20 protein-coding genes are annotated in these 17,491 nt (G+C 63.7%); 14 read left to right on the forward strand and 6 right to left on the reverse strand.

From position 1 onward, the window contains the following. Positions 1-232: 232 nt before the first annotated feature. A complete protein-coding gene (locus tag M8542_RS14350) occupies positions 233-517 on the reverse strand; it encodes a hypothetical protein (protein WP_257920635.1) in 285 nt (94 codons plus the stop codon). A 133-nt stretch (positions 518-650) separates the two neighbouring features. Between M8542_RS14350 and M8542_RS14355 the strand changes: the two genes are divergently transcribed. After that, positions 651-848, forward strand: coding sequence for a hypothetical protein (locus M8542_RS14355; RefSeq protein WP_257920636.1), 198 nt, complete (start codon positions 651-653; stop codon positions 846-848). A 41-nt stretch (positions 849-889) separates the two neighbouring features. Here the strand turns inward: M8542_RS14355 and M8542_RS14360 are convergent, their stop codons facing one another. Beyond that, positions 890-1,798 carry a toll/interleukin-1 receptor domain-containing protein gene (locus tag M8542_RS14360; RefSeq protein WP_257920637.1) on the reverse strand — a complete coding sequence of 303 codons (909 nt, stop codon included), beginning with the start codon at positions 1,796-1,798 and terminating at the stop codon, positions 890-892. Between the two features lie 294 nt (positions 1,799-2,092). On the opposite strand from M8542_RS14360, the gene M8542_RS14365 reads away from it, so the two are divergent. Both M8542_RS14365 and M8542_RS14370 read left to right on the forward strand, forming a co-directional pair. Continuing rightward, positions 2,093-3,151: a PDDEXK family nuclease gene (locus tag M8542_RS14365; protein WP_257920638.1), complete on the forward strand. Its 1,059-nt coding sequence runs from the start codon at positions 2,093-2,095 to the stop codon at positions 3,149-3,151. Positions 3,152-3,334: 183 nt separating this feature from the next. Next, on the forward strand, positions 3,335-3,799 hold the full coding sequence (locus tag M8542_RS14370; RefSeq protein WP_257920639.1) for a histone-like nucleoid-structuring protein Lsr2: 465 nt from the start codon (positions 3,335-3,337) through the stop codon (positions 3,797-3,799). Positions 3,800-3,875: 76 nt separating this feature from the next. On the opposite strand, the gene M8542_RS14375 is transcribed toward M8542_RS14370, so the two are convergent. Then, the gene (locus M8542_RS14375; protein WP_257920640.1) at positions 3,876-4,313 is read right to left on the reverse strand and encodes a DUF6907 domain-containing protein; all 438 of its coding nucleotides are present in this window, start codon (positions 4,311-4,313) and stop codon (positions 3,876-3,878) included. A 201-nt stretch (positions 4,314-4,514) separates the two neighbouring features. On the opposite strand from M8542_RS14375, the gene M8542_RS14380 reads away from it, so the two are divergent. Then, the gene (locus tag M8542_RS14380; protein WP_257920641.1) at positions 4,515-4,790 is read left to right on the forward strand and encodes a hypothetical protein; all 276 of its coding nucleotides are present in this window, start codon (positions 4,515-4,517) and stop codon (positions 4,788-4,790) included. Between the two features lie 920 nt (positions 4,791-5,710). Here M8542_RS14380 and M8542_RS14385 read toward each other — a convergent pair. Further along, positions 5,711-6,049, reverse strand: a complete 339-nt coding sequence (locus M8542_RS14385) for a hypothetical protein (protein WP_257920642.1) — start codon at positions 6,047-6,049, stop codon at positions 5,711-5,713. A 758-nt stretch (positions 6,050-6,807) separates the two neighbouring features. On the opposite strand from M8542_RS14385, the gene M8542_RS14390 reads away from it, so the two are divergent. Then, positions 6,808-8,040: a NucA/NucB deoxyribonuclease domain-containing protein gene (locus M8542_RS14390; protein WP_257920643.1), complete on the forward strand. Its 1,233-nt coding sequence runs from the start codon at positions 6,808-6,810 to the stop codon at positions 8,038-8,040. Further along, positions 8,028-8,522 (forward strand): hypothetical protein, encoded by a 495-nt coding sequence (locus M8542_RS14395; protein WP_257920644.1) that lies wholly within the window; start codon positions 8,028-8,030, stop codon positions 8,520-8,522. Before M8542_RS14390 ends, M8542_RS14395 begins: the two co-directional genes overlap by 13 nt. A gap of 119 nt (positions 8,523-8,641) precedes the next feature. On the opposite strand, the gene M8542_RS14400 is transcribed toward M8542_RS14395, so the two are convergent. Further along, a complete protein-coding gene (locus tag M8542_RS14400; protein WP_257920645.1) occupies positions 8,642-10,138 on the reverse strand; it encodes a recombinase family protein in 1,497 nt (498 codons plus the stop codon). Between the two features lie 193 nt (positions 10,139-10,331). Between M8542_RS14400 and M8542_RS14405 the strand changes: the two genes are divergently transcribed. The 8 genes from M8542_RS14405 (at position 10,332) to M8542_RS14440 (ending at position 16,740) form a co-directional block, all read left to right on the forward strand. Further along, the gene (locus M8542_RS14405; protein WP_257920646.1) at positions 10,332-11,084 is read left to right on the forward strand and encodes a hypothetical protein; all 753 of its coding nucleotides are present in this window, start codon (positions 10,332-10,334) and stop codon (positions 11,082-11,084) included. A 322-nt stretch (positions 11,085-11,406) separates the two neighbouring features. Next, on the forward strand, positions 11,407-11,805 hold the full coding sequence (locus M8542_RS14410) for a hypothetical protein (RefSeq protein WP_257920647.1): 399 nt from the start codon (positions 11,407-11,409) through the stop codon (positions 11,803-11,805). Positions 11,806-12,119: 314 nt separating this feature from the next. Further along, the gene (locus tag M8542_RS14415; protein WP_257920648.1) at positions 12,120-12,917 is read left to right on the forward strand and encodes a hypothetical protein; all 798 of its coding nucleotides are present in this window, start codon (positions 12,120-12,122) and stop codon (positions 12,915-12,917) included. 303 nt (positions 12,918-13,220) lie between these two features. Continuing rightward, on the forward strand, positions 13,221-13,523 hold the full coding sequence (locus M8542_RS14420; RefSeq protein ID WP_372508526.1) for a hypothetical protein: 303 nt from the start codon (positions 13,221-13,223) through the stop codon (positions 13,521-13,523). 158 nt (positions 13,524-13,681) lie between these two features. Further along, positions 13,682-13,858, forward strand: coding sequence for a hypothetical protein (locus M8542_RS14425; RefSeq protein WP_257920650.1), 177 nt, complete (start codon positions 13,682-13,684; stop codon positions 13,856-13,858). Between the two features lie 124 nt (positions 13,859-13,982). Next, positions 13,983-14,321: a hypothetical protein gene (locus M8542_RS14430; protein WP_257920651.1), complete on the forward strand. Its 339-nt coding sequence runs from the start codon at positions 13,983-13,985 to the stop codon at positions 14,319-14,321. Then, entirely contained in the window at positions 14,314-15,597 is a 1,284-nt protein-coding gene (locus tag M8542_RS49945; protein WP_276586506.1) for a putative T7SS-secreted protein, read from the forward strand. The genes M8542_RS14430 and M8542_RS49945 overlap by 8 nt, the downstream gene beginning before the upstream one ends. A 3-nt stretch (positions 15,598-15,600) precedes the next feature. Then, positions 15,601-16,740: a hypothetical protein gene (locus M8542_RS14440; RefSeq protein WP_257920652.1), complete on the forward strand. Its 1,140-nt coding sequence runs from the start codon at positions 15,601-15,603 to the stop codon at positions 16,738-16,740. A gap of 42 nt (positions 16,741-16,782) precedes the next feature. On the opposite strand, the gene M8542_RS14445 is transcribed toward M8542_RS14440, so the two are convergent. Then, complete coding sequence (locus tag M8542_RS14445; RefSeq protein ID WP_257920653.1) at positions 16,783-17,484, reverse strand: glycosyltransferase family protein; 702 nt, start codon at positions 17,482-17,484, stop codon at positions 16,783-16,785. Positions 17,485-17,491 lie beyond the last annotated feature (7 nt).

The raw sequence follows: 17,491 nt of genomic DNA on the forward strand, positions 1-17,491 counted from the left end.
GGCCGCAGATGCCCGTCGCGGCACCCGACGGAGTGATCCCGCTCCGCCGCTGACACCGGTTACGCTGCACTCCTCAGCTGGCCCATTTCGGAGAGCATGGCTGGCCCATCTCGGAGAGCGCCATCAGAGCGGCCGGTAACGGGCGGTAGGCGGACTTAGATGAGATAAGACGCGCCGAATGGCGGTTGACACACGTTCGAGTGATGCAGGAACGGGCGGCTCCCACCAGGGCTTACACGAACAGGTGGGGACTCATCTCTTCGGTCACCACGACTCGCCGGCTTCTTAGGCTCCTCAGCCACAGGTGGGCCTTGATCGACCAAGACTTGCGGAAAGCCCCCGATGCGCGGTGCTGCCGGTACTGGCGGCGCTGAGCCTCGAGGATTCCGGCGCGCACCTGCTCAGGAAGCTCGGCGACGAACACCTCGATGTGCTGGTCGCGCAACGCGGCAGCCGCCCACCGTTGTCCAGCTCGGAACGACCTCCCGACAGCGCCAGTGTGCAGATCTTGCTTCACGATGCCCCCTGGTCTCGGCGCGCCTTAGGTGGCCGTGGCACTCTGGCTCGCAGGTGGCGGACGTACTCTCACGCTCAGGCATGTTCCTATCGCGACCGTACCAGCCCAGTAGTTCACGAACCCGAGGATGACTATGCGATATCTCGATGAGCAACCTCCCCAGCCTCGCCGCGTCAAGGTTCGCGACCGTGAAGACGTCGGCATCGTCATCGATCCAGGCAAGAACTTCGGCGTGGGCGGCCCAGCCGGCTTTGTGTACTGCCTCGGCATCCACTTTCCGGACACTGGAGAAGTGCGGTACTACGACCAAGACATGGTTACTGACGCGTAGCGGTCTGACGAACTATCGACATGAGACTGCATCGCTGCTGTCTAACACTCAATCTGTTCGACGATGCGGTCCCATAGGGCAGCAAAGAACTCCTCTTTCGTGTACTCCCTGTCTGGCCCGCCCACCTCCTGGAAGACAGACAGGTTGAACATCCGAAGCTTGGGCACCTGAGCCTCACGGTCGAAGAAGGGCGTCGCGTGTCCGTTGCTCGAGCTGCCACCGGCACCCACACGATGAGTACCAATGACGAAGTTCAAGCTGCTGTCTCCGTACGGGCCACCCTTCTCGATGTCGAGTCCGTAGACTGTCTGGCCCTGGCGCTCGATGCGGACTGCGATCTTCGACTCGCCGCGCCGGACAGTGCCGACGAAGCCGATGGATTCGAGCTGGTGCACAGCGGCTTGCAGCTGATCGGCCAGGTAGTCGTAAGTGATGTCTAGTTCCCGGTATGTGCTGAAGTTCTGCGGTACGACCTTCGGCATGCGGTACTCGAGCGCTTCTTGCACGACTTCACTGATATCGCGGGCCGGCTGCTGCCCGCCCACTCCAATTCGCCGCGCCACAGCCTCTGCCAACTGCTCCGGTGTGTAGTCGTCTGCCCTCAGGTGGTGGATGTGCGGGTGCAGGAGGTCGGTCGGCACCTCGACGTGCCCCCAGAGGACAGGTAAGACGTAGCCATCACCTCGGTTGACTGCAGTTATCATGGCGGCGGAGAACTCGTCACGTGGAACCGGCTTGGCCAAGTACTCGGTGGAGATGAAGGGCAAGAAGTAGCGGGTGTTCTTACCGTAGACCTTACGCTGCTCACGGATGAAGTTCTTGCCCCACCAGTCGTTGGTAAGATCGCGGTCGTAGAAGACCGAAATTCCTCTAGCCTTACACGCCTCAACGAACTGGACAACGTATTCACGCTGCTCGCCGGCAAAGGAGACAGCGATGTCGTAGGTCATAGTGCTCATTCTCCGATTATACGCAACTCCAGCGGTCAACACACGTGCACACTTTTGTCCAGAATTTGTCAAATCTTGCGAGGACGTCAAGTACCAGGCACCTTCGCCGAGCCACCGATCTGAGCAACACTCAACTCGATCCCAGCCTCGTGCCTCCAGATGTCACGAGGATTCGCGAGTCGTTCGAGGCCGCCGAGGCCAATACCGACCCAGGTCATGTACAGCAGCAGGGTGATACGGCTGTGACACGGCGGTGCTTCCCTTTCATGCTCGGCGCCCGTAAAGCTAGCGCGCATGCCGCTCTTCGAACTCAACGCCGACAAGCTAGAGACCGTACCGACGTCCACCTTTGCCGCGGAGCAAATCCTCGAACGCGCCGACCTGCAGCGGCTCCTGCGCGCCCAGATCGACACCGTCGTCGAAGACGTCCTCATCGTCAGCGAGGAGTTCGCCGAGTTCGCCGGCGCTAGGCGACGGATCGACCTGCTCGGCATCGACCGCGAGGGCAAACCCGTAGTCATCGAGCTCAAACGCACTACCGACGGCGGGCACCTCGAGCTTCAAGCGCTGCGCTACGCCGCCATGGTCTCCGCGCTCACCTTCGACGACGTCAGCGAGGCATACGAGCGCTACTTGCTCCAGGTCAAGCCCGACGAGGTGGATAACGCCCGCGGCCAGTTGGCCGAGTGGCTCGAGGACGTTGGAGGTGAAGACGCCGTCCTGACCCGCGATGTCCGCGTGGTGCTGGTGTCGGGTGGGTTCGACCGGGAGATCACCACGACCGTGTTGTGGCTGAACGAGGTTTATGGCCTAGACACCCAGTGCGTTCGGCTTACTCCATACAAGGTCGGCGAGCGGCTACTCCTCGACGTTCAGCAGGTCATCCCGCTCCCGGAAGCTGCCGACCTGACCATTCAACTTCGGCGCCGAGAGTCCCAGGCGCGCGCCGCTCGGGTTGGTGAAGGCCGGGACTGGACGCCGTACGTGATCACCACGCCGGAAGGGAGCACCGAGCCGCTGCGGAAGCGTCAAGCGGTCCTCGCGCTGGTGAGCGGACTCCACGCCGCCGGCGTGCCCGGTGCCCAACTGGCCGAAGCCATTCCCGGCCAGCGCATGCTCAGTCTTGCAGGCTCCCCCAGTGACGACGACCTTGCCGAAGAGTTCGTCACCCGGTACCCCAAGGCCAAAGGCAACCTGCGCCGCTGGTTCATCGAATCGCCTCTACGCGAGGCCGATCGGACGTGGATTCTCAGCAAGATGTGGGGCCGAAACACCGAGCCAACCCTCGCAAATCTGGCCGAACTCGCACCCGAGGGCCTGACGTTCGGGTACGAAGCCCGCCCGCGCGACTGACCCGGGAGGTGGCCTGTTTTGTAGCCCTTCGCGTACAGGCTGCTGAATCATGACGAAGGTCCTCTTCCGGCTGACAAGGTGTCCAGCGCCGTGTATCACCCCGCTACCTCCGTGTACTGAATCTATGCTCGGTAGTGCGCTCGTAAGCGCATGCTCATGTCGTTCTGTTGAAAGGCCTGCTCCATGGCTCAGAAAGTCCTCGTTGAGATCGTTGACGACCTCGACGGCGAGACCGCCACGCAGACGGTGCCCTTTGCCCTCGACGGCGTCTCGTACGAGATCGACCTGTCCGACGAGAACGCCCAGGCGCTGCGCGACGTGTTCGCACGGTATATCGAGGCTGGTCAGCGCATCGGGGGACGTCGTATCCGCGTGGCAGCGGGCCAGTCGACGGCGGGCGGCGGCGACAACCGTGGTGGCTCGACCAGTACGGCCAGCCGCGAGCACAACCAGCAGGTGCGTGCTTGGGCGATGGCCAACGGCTATGAAGTTTCGGAGCGCGGACGGATCTCGAACGAGATCTACGCAGCCTTCGAAGCCGGCCAGCCCGCCACATTGGTTGCCGAGCCGGAGCCCGAGCCCGTCGAGGAGGCGCCCGCCAGGCCAGCCCGCCAGCGTACACCTCGCAAGAAGCCTGACGACAGCTGACGGGTAGACGAATCCGGATCGGAGTGACCCTCCCGACGTCGACTACCTCTTGGCGGCGTGGCAACTCTGTGGCCGACTACGAGGCGGCACCCACCGACTTGAGCTTCGCTCGGCGCGTCGATGGCCGCACCTCAGCGAGCGCCAAGGCTTCGTCGAGCACGCTGCGCAGTTTCTTCGCCTCATCGATCGTCAGCTTCAACCCCTTGCCCATGTCAGAACCGAGCATGTCGGGCACCAGCTCGATCGACGGCTCCCGTTCGCGCCAGCCCTGCTGGATATAGACGTTTACTTCCCACGGGCCGTGGTCGAAGCGACCAGGCTCTCCCTTGATCGGCCAGTGGTAGTTCGGATTCATGAGCTTCGGCAGAAACGACCACAGCTGCGGCGAGTGGTGCACCCGATCGTCCGGGTGATCGGTATCGCTGTGCAGTTCCCCCTCGCACCACGGCGGACACGAAACGGAGGAGCCGTCATTCATCCATTGCACCGTCGGCGTCTTGCTCTTCTTTGTCACTTTGGATCCTCTCGAAGTATCAGCCGTGCGATCGACCAAAAGGATACGGTCACGGCTTCTGGCGAGATAGACTCGTCGAACGCTGTCATGATCGCCATACTTCACAGGCAGTATCACCCGATGCGGTGACGACGAATTCGGACGATGTAGGCCGAACTTCAGCCTTGACGGTGTCGTGGATATTTCAGATAATAGGAGTATATGACAAATGAGCAACTACTTGACGATTTGAAGCAATACGTATCGACGACGGTGTCGCAGGCGACAGCCGACCTTAAGAACGAGTTGAAGGATGAGATGAACAAGCGTTTCGACAGTATGGACAAGCGCTTAGATCGTATGGATGAGCGCTTCGATGACATCGATGGGCAACTTAACGAGATTCAGAACGCTGTCGGTAGCGAGCTCGTGAAGAATGACACGGCCATACATGACTTAGATAAGCGTGTGCGTCGGCTGGAGGCTAGGGCGGCGTAGGTATCAGCTGGCGAGATCCGACGATCTCTCCAGGTCCTGCTCAACAACGTCACGACATGGATGGCGACTTGTGGGCCGGCCCGTAGGCGTGTGCTGCGCAGGAAAAGACTGACGACCAGTGACAGGCGATTGTGCCCACGAAGTGGCTGCCGACAAGTGATCCAACCAAGGCTACTTGCCAGCACCGTCTTCGCGGACCGCAAGTCGATGCCAGCGGACTACCCCAGCCAACGACTACGCATCCCAACACGAGCTACTCGACCGGCATGCCCTCGGGGCTGGCCGGACTACGCGGTCGACACGGTAACCGAAGCCGACATCCTGGCGCTGAACTTCCTGAGCATTACGGACCTGGCGAACGTCGTCGTTCACGCAAGGAGTGGCCGCCTAACCGGCGCGATCGGGGCCGCTCCACATGACTCGTCGCTGAAAGCGGCTTACACCTTCAGAACGCCAAGATCTTCTACGACAATTAACTCAACCCACTGGCGGCTTACCGCACTCCTTTAGCGTGTAATTATCGACCCTCTGAGCGGGTTGGTAAACGGTCAAGCTGAGTATGAGCCCGTCCGCCGCCGCACCGAGGGGGTCGACGCTACCCCCTGATCCCATGGAGCTCGCCGACGCTTTGTATGCATCACGCAGTTGTGCCACATCGGGCTCAATCTCATTCGGCGCAACGGCGTCCAACTTGTCAAAAAATTCGGCAAGCTGCGCCGGCGCACCGACGAGTTCGCTAAGCACAGCCAAAGGGTCATTACTGTGATTCGCATCAATCGCACGCTGCCGAAAGACCTGCCCTTGGCCGTAGAAGACTGAGCAGTAGTTATCCACAGATCGTGCCGCACAGCCCGCCAAGGAAGCACCTAGCAGCAGCGAGGTCACCAATAACGCACGGATACGCGGGACACCGGCCGCTCTCACAGCGAGTTGTCCTTGGTCGCGAAGGCAAGTATCAGGATCAGGGCGAGCAGTCCAAGACCAATTGCACCCGCCCACGTGAACGCAATGCCTACCTGGTCACCCACTACGACGCCCCCGCAAGCGGCCGTATCTGACAGCTCACCATGGAGTTGCCCCATCTGCCCTAGCGGCGAGTTGCAGACTGCAGCCTTGCTGCCGAATGCTCCTTGCAGTACCAGACCAATCGCCAGGACAACCACTGCTCCTGCAGCACCACGGAGCGCAAACGAGGTGGTCTTCTCAACACCTGAATCGTTGTCCTGCGCAGGCTTGTTAGCTCCCTCTGAATCCGACATACCTACTCACTACTCCGTCCTAATCACGAGCAGCAACATATGCTAGACAACGCAACGTCGGCCTGCCCTGCGACTTGCGTCCCCTTTGTTGCCCTAGACATTTCTTTCCCAAGTCGTCGCGACGCGCCTCACAGTTACGCATGTCACGTCACGGTTCAGCATCCCCCGCCGCACACTGGCCATCAGAGCCACCCTGTCCGTCCGGACCACCCGGCAAGCGTTCGGCCCGGCACCGCAGGCGTGGCTCGAGACATCGCTCGATCCCGCGCTTCCGACGCTGCATTATCAGCTCGTCCCTCCCGAACAGCGCTCCTGACGGGGCCGTGGCTAGCGACGTCGAGAGCGCCAGCTTGTTCGACGCTAGGAAGCTGTAGGCCATCGCGTTCGCGCCGTCGGCAACCGTTTGAGCAAATCCGAGATGGCCTCTGTAGCGAGGTGATAAGAATTGTCCCGGGCGCACTGTCAGTGTCTTACACGTTCCGTCGACACTTGGTTGACATCACTCGTTCGGCGGGTTGTTCGCTCAGATGTTCGTGGCAGACTCGATGATCGTCACAGCAGTCGGGGAGGGCGCTGACTGACGAGGGGGATTCGTGATCGCGGCGATCATCATCGACCGCGGAAATTCTGCGATGACTCTGCTCTCAGGCCAGCCCCTGTGGCATAGTCGCGATAGTTGCGCTTCGGTTCCAACCTGATGCGCCATTTCGTGACGCTCTTATCGGTTCGTTTTCGAATACCGAAGAGGGAGTCAAAGAATGCTACGAAAAATCATGGTGAGAGTCGGCGCTGTCGCGGCAGCCGCCGTCACCGTAGTCGCCGGATTCGCTCCGGCGGCCAGTGCAGATGATCAGCCAGCTGTGAGACCGTCAACGGCTCAGTTCCAGCAACTGGCCGCGCAGGCCAGCCAGAACACCTGTGCCGGCCTGGCGCCGAGCTTCACTGGACGCTGTGTGGCAACCAAGCCGCTGACGAAGGCAACCAACTTCACCGCGTCGGTCACGTCGGCCGGCAAGTCGGCGGTCATGACGACCGGAGCGACCGGCGCACGTGTCAACGCCGAGCCTCAGTGCCCAGGATTCTGGCGCGCCAACTCGTGCATGGGGCTGAACTGGGGTTATATCGTCTACGAGGTCATCAACGGCGTGCCCGGCAAACAGATTGGGTCGGAGGACCTGTACTTCGACACCCGTGTCGGCTGGAACTGGAACAGCTTGAACTGGTCGCTGCGGACCAGCGTGAAGGTCACTAACGCCACCGGTACGGAGCTCCCCGGTGCGACCGGCGTCATGAGCAACGGCTGCGCCCGCGACACGCTCGTCTGTGACCCCGGCGGAGCCTCGTACGCGGTGAAGCTGCTGACGGGCGTGACCGAAAGCCAGGGCTGGGAGCAGCGCGAGACCGGCGTGGTGTCCCAGGGGACCGGCAACTACGTGAACCTGTCTGGCTACGTCGGTCCGTGGCTGGTCGTGACCCCGGCCGGCGCGCCCGCCTCGAAGGTGTCGATGAACGCGTCGGAGTACAACGGCGTCGTCGGGCGATGCGACCGCATCGTGCGCAAGAGCCCGGGCTGCGTGGCCGCTGAAAATCCGGCCGACATCGCCTACGACGCGACCATCTACCCGAAGGTGGCCGAGGTCGCCCAGCACGTCTACGACGCCGAAGGCTCGCTGGCGCCGCACTACGGCTGGTACGGCGTCGGACAGCCGCTGACCCTGGGCAACGACGCCACGGAAGCCGCCAACCGCAACGTGGCATGCCCCTCAGGTGGTACGCCCCCAGGCAAGAGCTGCGACGAATACCCCATCGCCCGCTCGCGGGAAGGCGCAGCGTCCGGCGGACCCTACTCGGTCGAGTACGTCATTCCCGAAGCCAACAGTTCCCAGGGCGCACAGACCGCGAACTACATAGGTTACTGTAGGATCATGGAACAAGAAGCGTTCTGGGTTATCGCTTTCCTGCCGGACGGTCGAAATTCATGGGATCGCTAGGACCATCTGCTCGCCGCGAACTCGTGGTCAACGTCAGCGACGGCCAGTACCGCGTCGAAGATACCGAGATCATCATCGACGACGGCTGGCCCGAACCCGAGGATCGACTGACCACCGGCGAAGACCGCTGGTTCGTGGTACTCACCGGCCTGGAATGGGGACCGCTGAACGTCACCATCGACACCGGCACCGGCCCACTGGAGACCAACTTCTCTTCCTGGGACTCGGTGGTGCAACGCGGCATCGAAGTGACCCATGGTTCCGTTGACATTCTCGGCACCGGCTTGACCGTGCAACACGAGATCGCCCTGCCCGGTTCCGGGTGGTACGTCGTCCAGGTGCACGCTCGAGGCCGGATGAGCAGGCTCGCCAAAGGGCACAACGCCGACGGCGAGGAAGAGCACTTGATCCAGCTGCGCCCGGCCGACGGACCAGTTCCCCACCTGCTCCTGGTCGGGCCGGACGAGTTCGGACAGCTGTAGACCACAACAGACGCGTCGTGGTGGCCGGGCAAGCAGGTCCGGCCACCACGGCGCCAATACACGAGCACTGCTTGGTCGTCCACGACAGCCTGAATCCGACGCTTCAGACCTCGATGACTTCAGGGAACGTTCGTCCACGTGCGCCGGGTCGCCGCGGCCGGTTCAACCCGGCCGACAGACTGCGACGCGATGACCCCAGTTAGCGTCGCCGAGTTGGGGTCGAACTGAAGCCCAAGCCCGAGAGCGCGGTACGCGTCGGCTGCCCCCGCAGTAGCCTCGCGTTGGCCCGAGCCTGGTAGCCCCGCGGCGCCCGCCAGCTGGTTCGCTGCAATCCACGGTCCAACCCGCTGCACGACGGCATCCTCACGGAGATAGACCGTGGCTGGATGGTCGGCCGGCCTCGCTCGGGTCGGCAGCGTCCGAGCGCGACAGCGGTAGTAGATGCGACCGCCGTTGATGGAACTCTCCATTTTGCGGCCGCAGAGCGCACAACGGATCAGCCCGCGGAAGCGGTACTGGTGCACCGTACGGCGCGCAGCGCGTTCGATCATGCTGCCGCCACGAGCCTTGGCACGGCGTAGTAGTTGAACTTGGGTGAAGTCGGCCACCGAGACGATGCCCGGGTGGGCCGGCCGTTCCGAGCGCACAGCATCGCCTGGAGCCGCCCGCCGGAACCGAACGGCATGGCCGGCGGCTACGTCATCGGGGTCAAGCAGGACGTCGTGCTTCGTCCAGCGGCCGAACACGGCGTAGCCGGTGTAGCGGGGGTTCTCGAGGATGGCGCGGACAGTGCTGGCCTGCCAGCCGTCGCACGGTCGGTGGCGGTTCTGTGCCGGGCACCGTGCAGATGGGCACGGGATCCCGTCGCGGTTTAGGGCCGAGGCGATCTCCCGGTCGGTGTGGCTCTCCAGGTACTCGGCGAAGATTCGCGCCACGACCACTGCCGCCTCCGGGTCGAGCTGCAGTACTCGGAGGTGAAGCCCCTCGGCGGCCTTGCGCGGATGCGGGTGCACGCCGCCGTCGACCACGACGTAGCCGTAGGGGGCGCGGCCGCCCTGATGCCGGCCTTCGTTGCGAACCTGTGCGTCCATCGCAGCGCGTACCCGCAGCTGGACGTGCCGACGCTCGGACTCGCTCATCCCTCCGAGCAGACTCATCAGCATGGCGTGCGACGGGTTCCGCGCCTCGTACCGGCCTCCCAGCTCGGGTACCCAGAGGTCGACGCCGTACGCCGCCAGCCGCGGCGCGGTCAAGGAGAACTGATTACCAAACCAGCATCTGGTCCCCTCGCCGACCACCACGGCGGTCCACCCACGGCCGCGGTCTTTCAGGTCGAGCAGCAGCTGGGCGGCGGCCGGCCGCCGATGCCACGGCACTGAGCGGGACTCACCGACGTCGAAGTACTCAGCGACGATCGTCCCGCCGCGCGGTTCGATGAACCGCCGAGCGTTGCCCAGCTGCCAACCTCGCGAAGTCTGCGGATCTTGGTTATCTTCCGTGGAGCATCGGCCGTAGAACGCGGTGGCATCCACGGTCGCATCAACCGGTTTCGCCGTTCCCCTGCCCCACAACGCGTCCAGTGCAGCCCACGGATCGTGCTCAGCGCTGCTGGTCACGGCCGCCTCCGATCCGCGCGGCAGTCCGACTCGCTCTCGCCGCCGGCTCCAGATGTTTAGTGTCGTCCCATGTGAACGACGCAGATGCGATGTTCACTCCGACGAGTGGCCGTCCGCGGAAGGCACCTCTGCGAACGGTCGTGGTCGTCCAGGTGCAAAACTGGGTGAAACGCGACGAATCAAGGAGCGCGGCGTGGTCTCTGACGCCCTCGAAGGACCGATCCCGGAGTCGAGCGGACGAGGCCAGCCGATCCTCGGGCTGCTGGACAAGGCCATCGGCGCACAGGCACCGCTGGTCGGCAAGAACATCGTGCGGGCGCGCCAGCGCAACCCGGAGGCGACACCGGCGGAGGTCGTCCGCACTCTGGAGCGGATGTACGTCAGCGCCCTGGCGTCAACGGGAGCCGCAGTCGGGGCCACCGCGGCCGCGCCAGCCGTCGGCACCGGGATCGCACTGGCGCTGTCGGCGGGCGAGTTCTTCTCCTCGCTCGAACTGAGCACCCTGTTCGTGCTCTCCCTCGCCGAGGTCCACGGAGTCCAGCCGGACGAGATCGAACGCCGCCGCACGCTCGTCATGGGGATCCTGCTCGGCGAGTCCGGCTCCACGACCATCGGCAAGATCGCCGAACGCACCGGCAAGCACTGGGCCCGTCACCTCGTCGACAAAGTGCCCACGGCCACACTGCTCAAAATCAACAAGGTCCTCGGCAAGAACTTCATCACCAAGTACGGCACCAAGCAAGGAATCATCGTTCTCAGCCGGGTGGTCCCGTTCGGCATCGGCGCGGCGATCGGCGGCGGCGCCAACGCCACCATGGCCGCCCTGTCCGTCCGGGCCGCCCGACGCGCGTTCGGCCCGGCGCCGCAGGCGTGGTCTGAGGCATCGCCCGACCCCTTGCTCTCGACGCCGGAGTCCGAGCTCATTCCTCCTGACCAGAGCTCCTAACTGGGCGTCCACACATCAGCACATCAAGGCACAGCACCAGCTGGGACGACTGGCCGTGATGAGGCGGCAGGCGCGCTCATCGAAGATCGGCCACGCTCATTGCAGAGCGTAGCCAAGCCCGTCACCCAGCCGTTGAACGATCTGCCGCTACCGCTCAGCGCGACACCCTGAGTGCTACGCGAGGGTAACCAATCGGCTTCGCCAAGATGTCTCTAACCGAACTGGGGGTGAGACCTAGCCCGGTGCTGCGTGGCCCCCTGTTGCACCAGAGGGCCACGCGGGTTGTCCGACTACTCGCTTGCGACACAAGGAATAGGACGCAGTGACTGTACAACCTGATATTGGCAAGACGCCAGACAAAGAAGGACCCCATCGGGTCAAAGTTGTCGCAAAACACGGCGATGACGTCCGGCCACGACGCATCGCAAGCCGTGACGAGATGCTGGCTGCAGCCGATCGAGTCATGATTCGGCGCGGCCTGGTGCGGCGGCGACGCTTCACCGGCGACAACTGGCTGTGTCTAGCGATGGCCATCCTGGCAGGCTGGGCGCCGACCTTGCGTGTGTGTCTGCTGCTCGCAGTGGCCGGCGGAATCATCGTCGCGGTGTTCATGACGAGCGGACCAGCAGTCGGCGCATCGCTGAGCACGCTCGTTGGCGGTCTGAGTCTGCTGGGTGCCTGGGCGATGCGGCCTCGGCGCGGACGAGTGCCGAGCCTCTGATCGAACAGAACGCTCCGCGTCGACCCGAGAGGCCGGCGCGGAGCGCCAAGCTGGTCGCTCACACGGTGAGTGCAGTGCTGTGTCTCCGCGGCGACGCGCCCACTCCCCCGCGTGAGCTACCAGCCGAACGCCGGATCGCCAGAAAATCCGATACGGCCGTTCCGGGCCGCGCACTGCACCCTGATCTCCCTTGAGCTGGCTCCCAGCCACGGACGCCCGCCTGTCACCACCAGTTACACCTAACGCCGTAGTGACTTTGTGTCAACGCGCACATACCGTATCTGTCCCAGAGAGCTGCCGAGGGGGCCGTACTCATGGATGACAGTTCCGTCTCACTCACCCCCGACTCTGCCCGGAGCTTCTGCTTAGACTTCGGGGCTGAACTCCGCCGCCGCAAGGTGTCCGTGCGCCGAGCGGCGGCCCTTTCGAACTGGGGAAAATCGACAATTTCCCTGGCATGCAACGGGCATACGCTGCCGAACCGCGACTTAGTGCGCGGCGTACTGAGCAAAATCGGTGTCGCTGGCGAGGACCTCGAGCACTGGCTAGCGCGATATGACCGCCTTGCAAATCCCGATGAGCCCCAGACCGGCGCCCCGCCGAGCCCTCGCGTGTCCCGCCGGACGCTCGGCATCGCGGCTGGCCTGGCGCTCCTACTGGCGGGCGGCATCTGGCTCTGGGTCGCGCTTGCAAGTTCGCCCGATGGGAGCAGCGGAGACCACAGCCTGGCGGAGTCAGCGACCGCCCTGCAGGGGCAGCCGCACAGCACCCTTATCGTCCAGAATATGTACGCCAGCGGCCCATCCGGGCTGCTTGAAGACCGTTCCCCGTCTTACCTGTCCTCGCGTCCCGTGTCCCGCTGCGCGAACATCGGCTGCAAGCTCCCTGGAACCGAGATGAGCACCGGAGCCGCGATCACCGCGGTCTGCCACATCCAAGGCGAACTGCTGACGAACGCCGACATCTCCTCCCCCGGCATCAAGACCAACCCCAACGCCTCAGCGTCCGCTCTCTGGTACGAGGTCATCTGGCCGGACGGGCGACGGGGCTACATCTCAGAGGTCTACGTGGCGCCAGCCTACCGAGGAGGCTTGGCCCTGCCCCCATGCTGACCCACCAAAACTGCAGGTGAACGGTGTCCGCCAGCGTCCGGGACACGGTCTGGACGCCGAATCTATCGACCTTCGCCACAGCTGCTGCTGACGATGATTCAGCCGCTTGACTCGGCGGCGCCATCAACGCTCGGCGAAAGGTCACCCATGGAAATCCTGCAGAAGTTTGTTACGGCGCTCCGCCACAGGGCCGGCGCACTCGTGATCGCGGCGGCGACCATTGGCCTGCTGTTCACGGCCGGGACAGCGTCGGCGACCACTGCCTCCGACCCCAATCCGCAGACCAGCGGATGCGCGGCGAGCATGTCGCGCGAGGTCGTCGCCGACATCTACGACGGCGGGACCCGCGCCGCCACCGCCCACCTGCGCTACAGCCGCAGCTGCGGCACGCAGTGGGTCACCGTCTACTTCCTCCCGGGGTACTCGGCCGCGCCGTCGGTCTGGCTCCAGAACCAGTCCGGCACCAACCTCTACACCGCCTACTCCGACAGCACCTCGGCCTACACCTACCAGCTGTTCAACATGGCCAACCGCGTCGGCTGCGGCGGCACTCACCTCTACCACAACGGTGTCTACCTGAAGTGGACGTACCTGGGCTGCTTCTAGTCGCCAGCGTTGATGGCCGCGGTGAACAACTGCTCATCGCGGCCATCAACGTGGATGTCGGTGCAGAGGCCAGCACTTGGTCCGGTTCTGGAGCTAGCGACCGAAGTTCAGCTTTTAGAGATCTTGCTCGAAGGCTCTGGACGCATTGGGCTGATCGGATGAGCGATACCGCTGGACTGATAGGCAAGCAGATTCGTGTGATCCTGCCGGACGGTCCACCAGAGCTGACGCCGGCCGTGGCGCGCAACTTGCTGGCCATTCTCATCGAGCTGACGGATAAGACGCCTGCACAGACCACAGATACGCGGAGAGAAGCCCAAGAACCACCGGCTTGATAAGCGACTCGAAGCGGACCTGGCTCCTGCGTCCAATCGAGTGGCGCTCGGGAGTTGTCGCTCAACGTGTCGAGGCTACGCCGTAGGGTGGGCGCCGATCTTGGTCATCCACGGGGAGGGTGCGATGCCAGACGGCTTTGCTGTCGACGTCGAGGCACTGAAGAACGCCGGGCTCGGGCTGTCAGACCTGCTCGCAGATCTCGACGAACTGCAGATCGAGAACATCGACTGCGACCGGAATTTCATCGGGCACACCAAGCTGGCCGACTCGTACGAGTCGTTCACGACACGGTGGGCGATCGGCGTCGAGAACCTGACCAAGGACGGCCAGCAGCTCTCCCGCCGCATGGTCGACGCGGCCGGCGCCTATATCAAGGCCGACCAGGCGCACGAGCACAAGCTCAAGGGCATCTTCGACGACACCGGCGCCGACCCGGGCGCGACGGCGATGAGCGATGGCTGAGCTCGGCGATACGGACGACCCGAAGGCCCTCGTACCCGGCGAGGCGAAGGAGATCCGGGCGTCAACCATCCACCTGACGGTGTACGGCGACACCATGATCCGCATCGGCGAGGGTTTCAAGAAGCTGGACACGGGTGGTTGGTCGGGGCCGGCCGCCGACGCATACCACGAGCGAACCCACGCCGAGCCAGCCCGCTGGCTGACTGCCGGGGACGCCTTCCACGGGGCCGCTGCGGCGATCAATGGTTACGCGTTGACCCTCGACTGGGCACAGGGGCAGGCGCAGCAAGCCATTGACCTGTGGAAACAGGCCGAGGACGCGACCCGCCAAGCTCGCGCCGCCTACGACCACGAAGTCGCAGCGGCCGGACAGGAAGCTGCGTCGCACGGTCAACCGCCGCCGACCGCGACGCCGTTCCAGGATCCCGGCGAGCCGAAGCGTGCCCAGGCCCGCTCGCTCCTCAACGAGGCTCGCAGCCAGCTGGACTCCGCCGGCAACCAGGCAGTCGGCCAGGTCGATAAGGCTCAGGCCGGTGCTCCGGAAGAGCCGACCTTCCTCGACGACATCGGCGACGGGCTGACGTCAGCCGCGGAGTTCGTCGGGCACAACCTGGCAAGCGACCTTGGCGACGCAACGAGCAACATCATGAACGCGACCGGCGAGGTGACCAAGAACCTGGTGCACGGTGCGGGCGACATCGTTCACGACCTCGGCGACGGGGTCGGCGGAGTGCTGCGCGACGTCGGCGGCCTGGTCGGCTCCGACGACCTGACAAACGCCGGCAACACCGTCACGTCGTCGCTGCACGAGGCAGGCGACACCGTCGACCGCGCCGGAGATACCGCCGAGCACTGGCTCCAGGAGCGCGGCAACGACGCCAAGGCGTTCCTCAGCGGCGACGAACCGGAGCCCAAGGGCCCGCATTACGTGATCATCGACCAGGGCGACTACCCCGAGGCCGCCGACCACGCCCGCGAGGCGCAGATGGGTACGTCGTGGCGCGGTGACGAGTCGTTCCCCAGGACCCAGCCGGCCGACGTGACGATCGACCGCGAAGGCGCCGAGGACCGGCGCACCGAGTCGATGAAGCAGGTCCCGCAGACGCGGCCTGGCTACGATCGCGACGAGTACCCACCAGCTGTGTTCTTGGAAGGCGGGGAAGGTTCGTCCGTGAAGTACATCGACCCGTTCGACAACCGCGGTGCAGGGTCCTCCGTGAGGAACCAGATCCGCGACTTGGACAACGGCGAACGCGTCACCATCCTGGTGGACTGACAGATGACCGACCTGCGACCGCTCGACCAGCTGCTTGCCGGGGCCCGCGCGCCGCTCGGACCGGGCATCCAGCTCACCTTGGGCCACAAAACAGGGCCGTTGGCCGAGCTCGCCGAGCTGCTCACCCGGGTGAACGGCTTCACCGCCTTCAACGCCGGAGTGCAGGTCTTCCACGCAGGAACGGCCGGCCTCGGCCCGGAGCTCGGCCGCTGGAACGAGCCGCCGACCTGGAAGAACACGTACGCCGGACTGGCCGACGGCCTGTTCTGCTTCGGCCAAGACCTCTTCGGCTGCCAGTTCGCGGTCGCTGACAACCGCGAGATCGTCGTCTTCGATCCGGAGACCGCCGAACGCACGCCCGTCGGGGCCGGCCTCAACGACTGGGCGGCCTGGTTGCTCGAGGATCCGGCCGGCCGCGGCGCCCACCAGTTCGCCACTGCCTGGCAGGACGAGCGCGGAGCGCTCGGACACGACCAGCGGTTGATCCCGCTGCGGATGTTCACCATGGGCGGGACGTACGACTTCGATAACCTCGCGGCCAAGGACGCCGTGACCTGCATGCGCATCCGCGGCCCACTCGCCCAGACGATCCACGACCTACCCGACGGAGCTCAGGTACACCTCATGGCAGATCGCGCCCCGGCCGCCACGCCCGGCAGCAAGCAGCTCGCCTACGCCGAACTCGACGTCTTCGCCGACTACAACAGCTTCATGGTCCAGGACGAGACTGCGCGCTTCGAGCCGGACCGGGCGTGGACGAAGGCACTGATCACGGACATGATCGCGGCGCGCGAGGGGGTGATCGGGGTCGGCACCGCCCGGAGGACGACCGTTCCAGTCATCCTTGACGTCCGGTCCGAGGCACCGGATGACAACTTCGACGGCTGGGACCACGTCACGGAGGCTGGCCTGCACGTCGAGACGGGCAAAATCATCGTGTCGATGCTCGACTACAGCGACGCTGTGCGTCGCACTGCAGTGCCTGCAGGCGACTACACCGTGCGTGTCTACGCCAAAGGCCTCAGCACGATCTCAAGCGACGGAATCCACGGCGATGATCTCTACCACGTAGTCCTGTGGCCAGGCGCAGTTCAAGCGCCGCGGATAGTCGTCCGGCATCCAAAACCTTTGCCCGGCGGCTGATCCCCCAAGCAGTCGACGGACTACTTTCCAAAAGTAGACGCCTCACGCGAAAGGCAGAGTAGAGTCATATATTTTTAATGACCTATAATACTCTTCGCTAACATCAAACTCTGGAGGGAGTTCGGAAAACACATACTTGAGTTTATGCAGCTCGGCATAGTGACTGATTATCCGCTCGATACCAAATTGATGCTTAGGCAATGACTCGGCGTACCTCCGGTCTACCACAAATGGATGCGCGACGGCGAAGCTGGATTCTTCTAGTGATCCAACAGATACGTGACCATCCTGATCCAGCTGTACAGGTTGACGGAGGTTGCTTGGGTCGGGGTGAAACGCCGAGAAAACCACATTCTCGACTTCCTTCTCAGCCGCGATCCGCATGTAGTGGGATGAAGCCATTACACTGTGGCCACATTCAAAAATAAATTGATCAGCCATCATACTTCTCGCGTGATACGGGAGACCGTGCACCCCCCGACCCTCGTCGCGAAGAAATCTGATTTCCTCGAACGAAAATTCGAACTCTCGCAGGACTAGTTGCGCCTCGTGATACTGAAGGACACTGTCGGCCGCTAACACAATTGAGCGAACACCTGCGCGATACAGTGAACTGAGGCACCAGTGCAGCAACGGCCGCCCTTGAACTTTAATAAAAGACTTTGACACCGGAACCTCGATGCCCGCTGCCCGCAGGCGGCTAGCTCGACCCCCAATTGCCACCAAGGCTTCAGTTATTTGCATTATCTAA

The organism is Amycolatopsis iheyensis, assembly GCF_024703995.1.
Classification (GTDB): domain Bacteria; phylum Actinomycetota; class Actinomycetes; order Mycobacteriales; family Pseudonocardiaceae; genus Amycolatopsis; species Amycolatopsis iheyensis.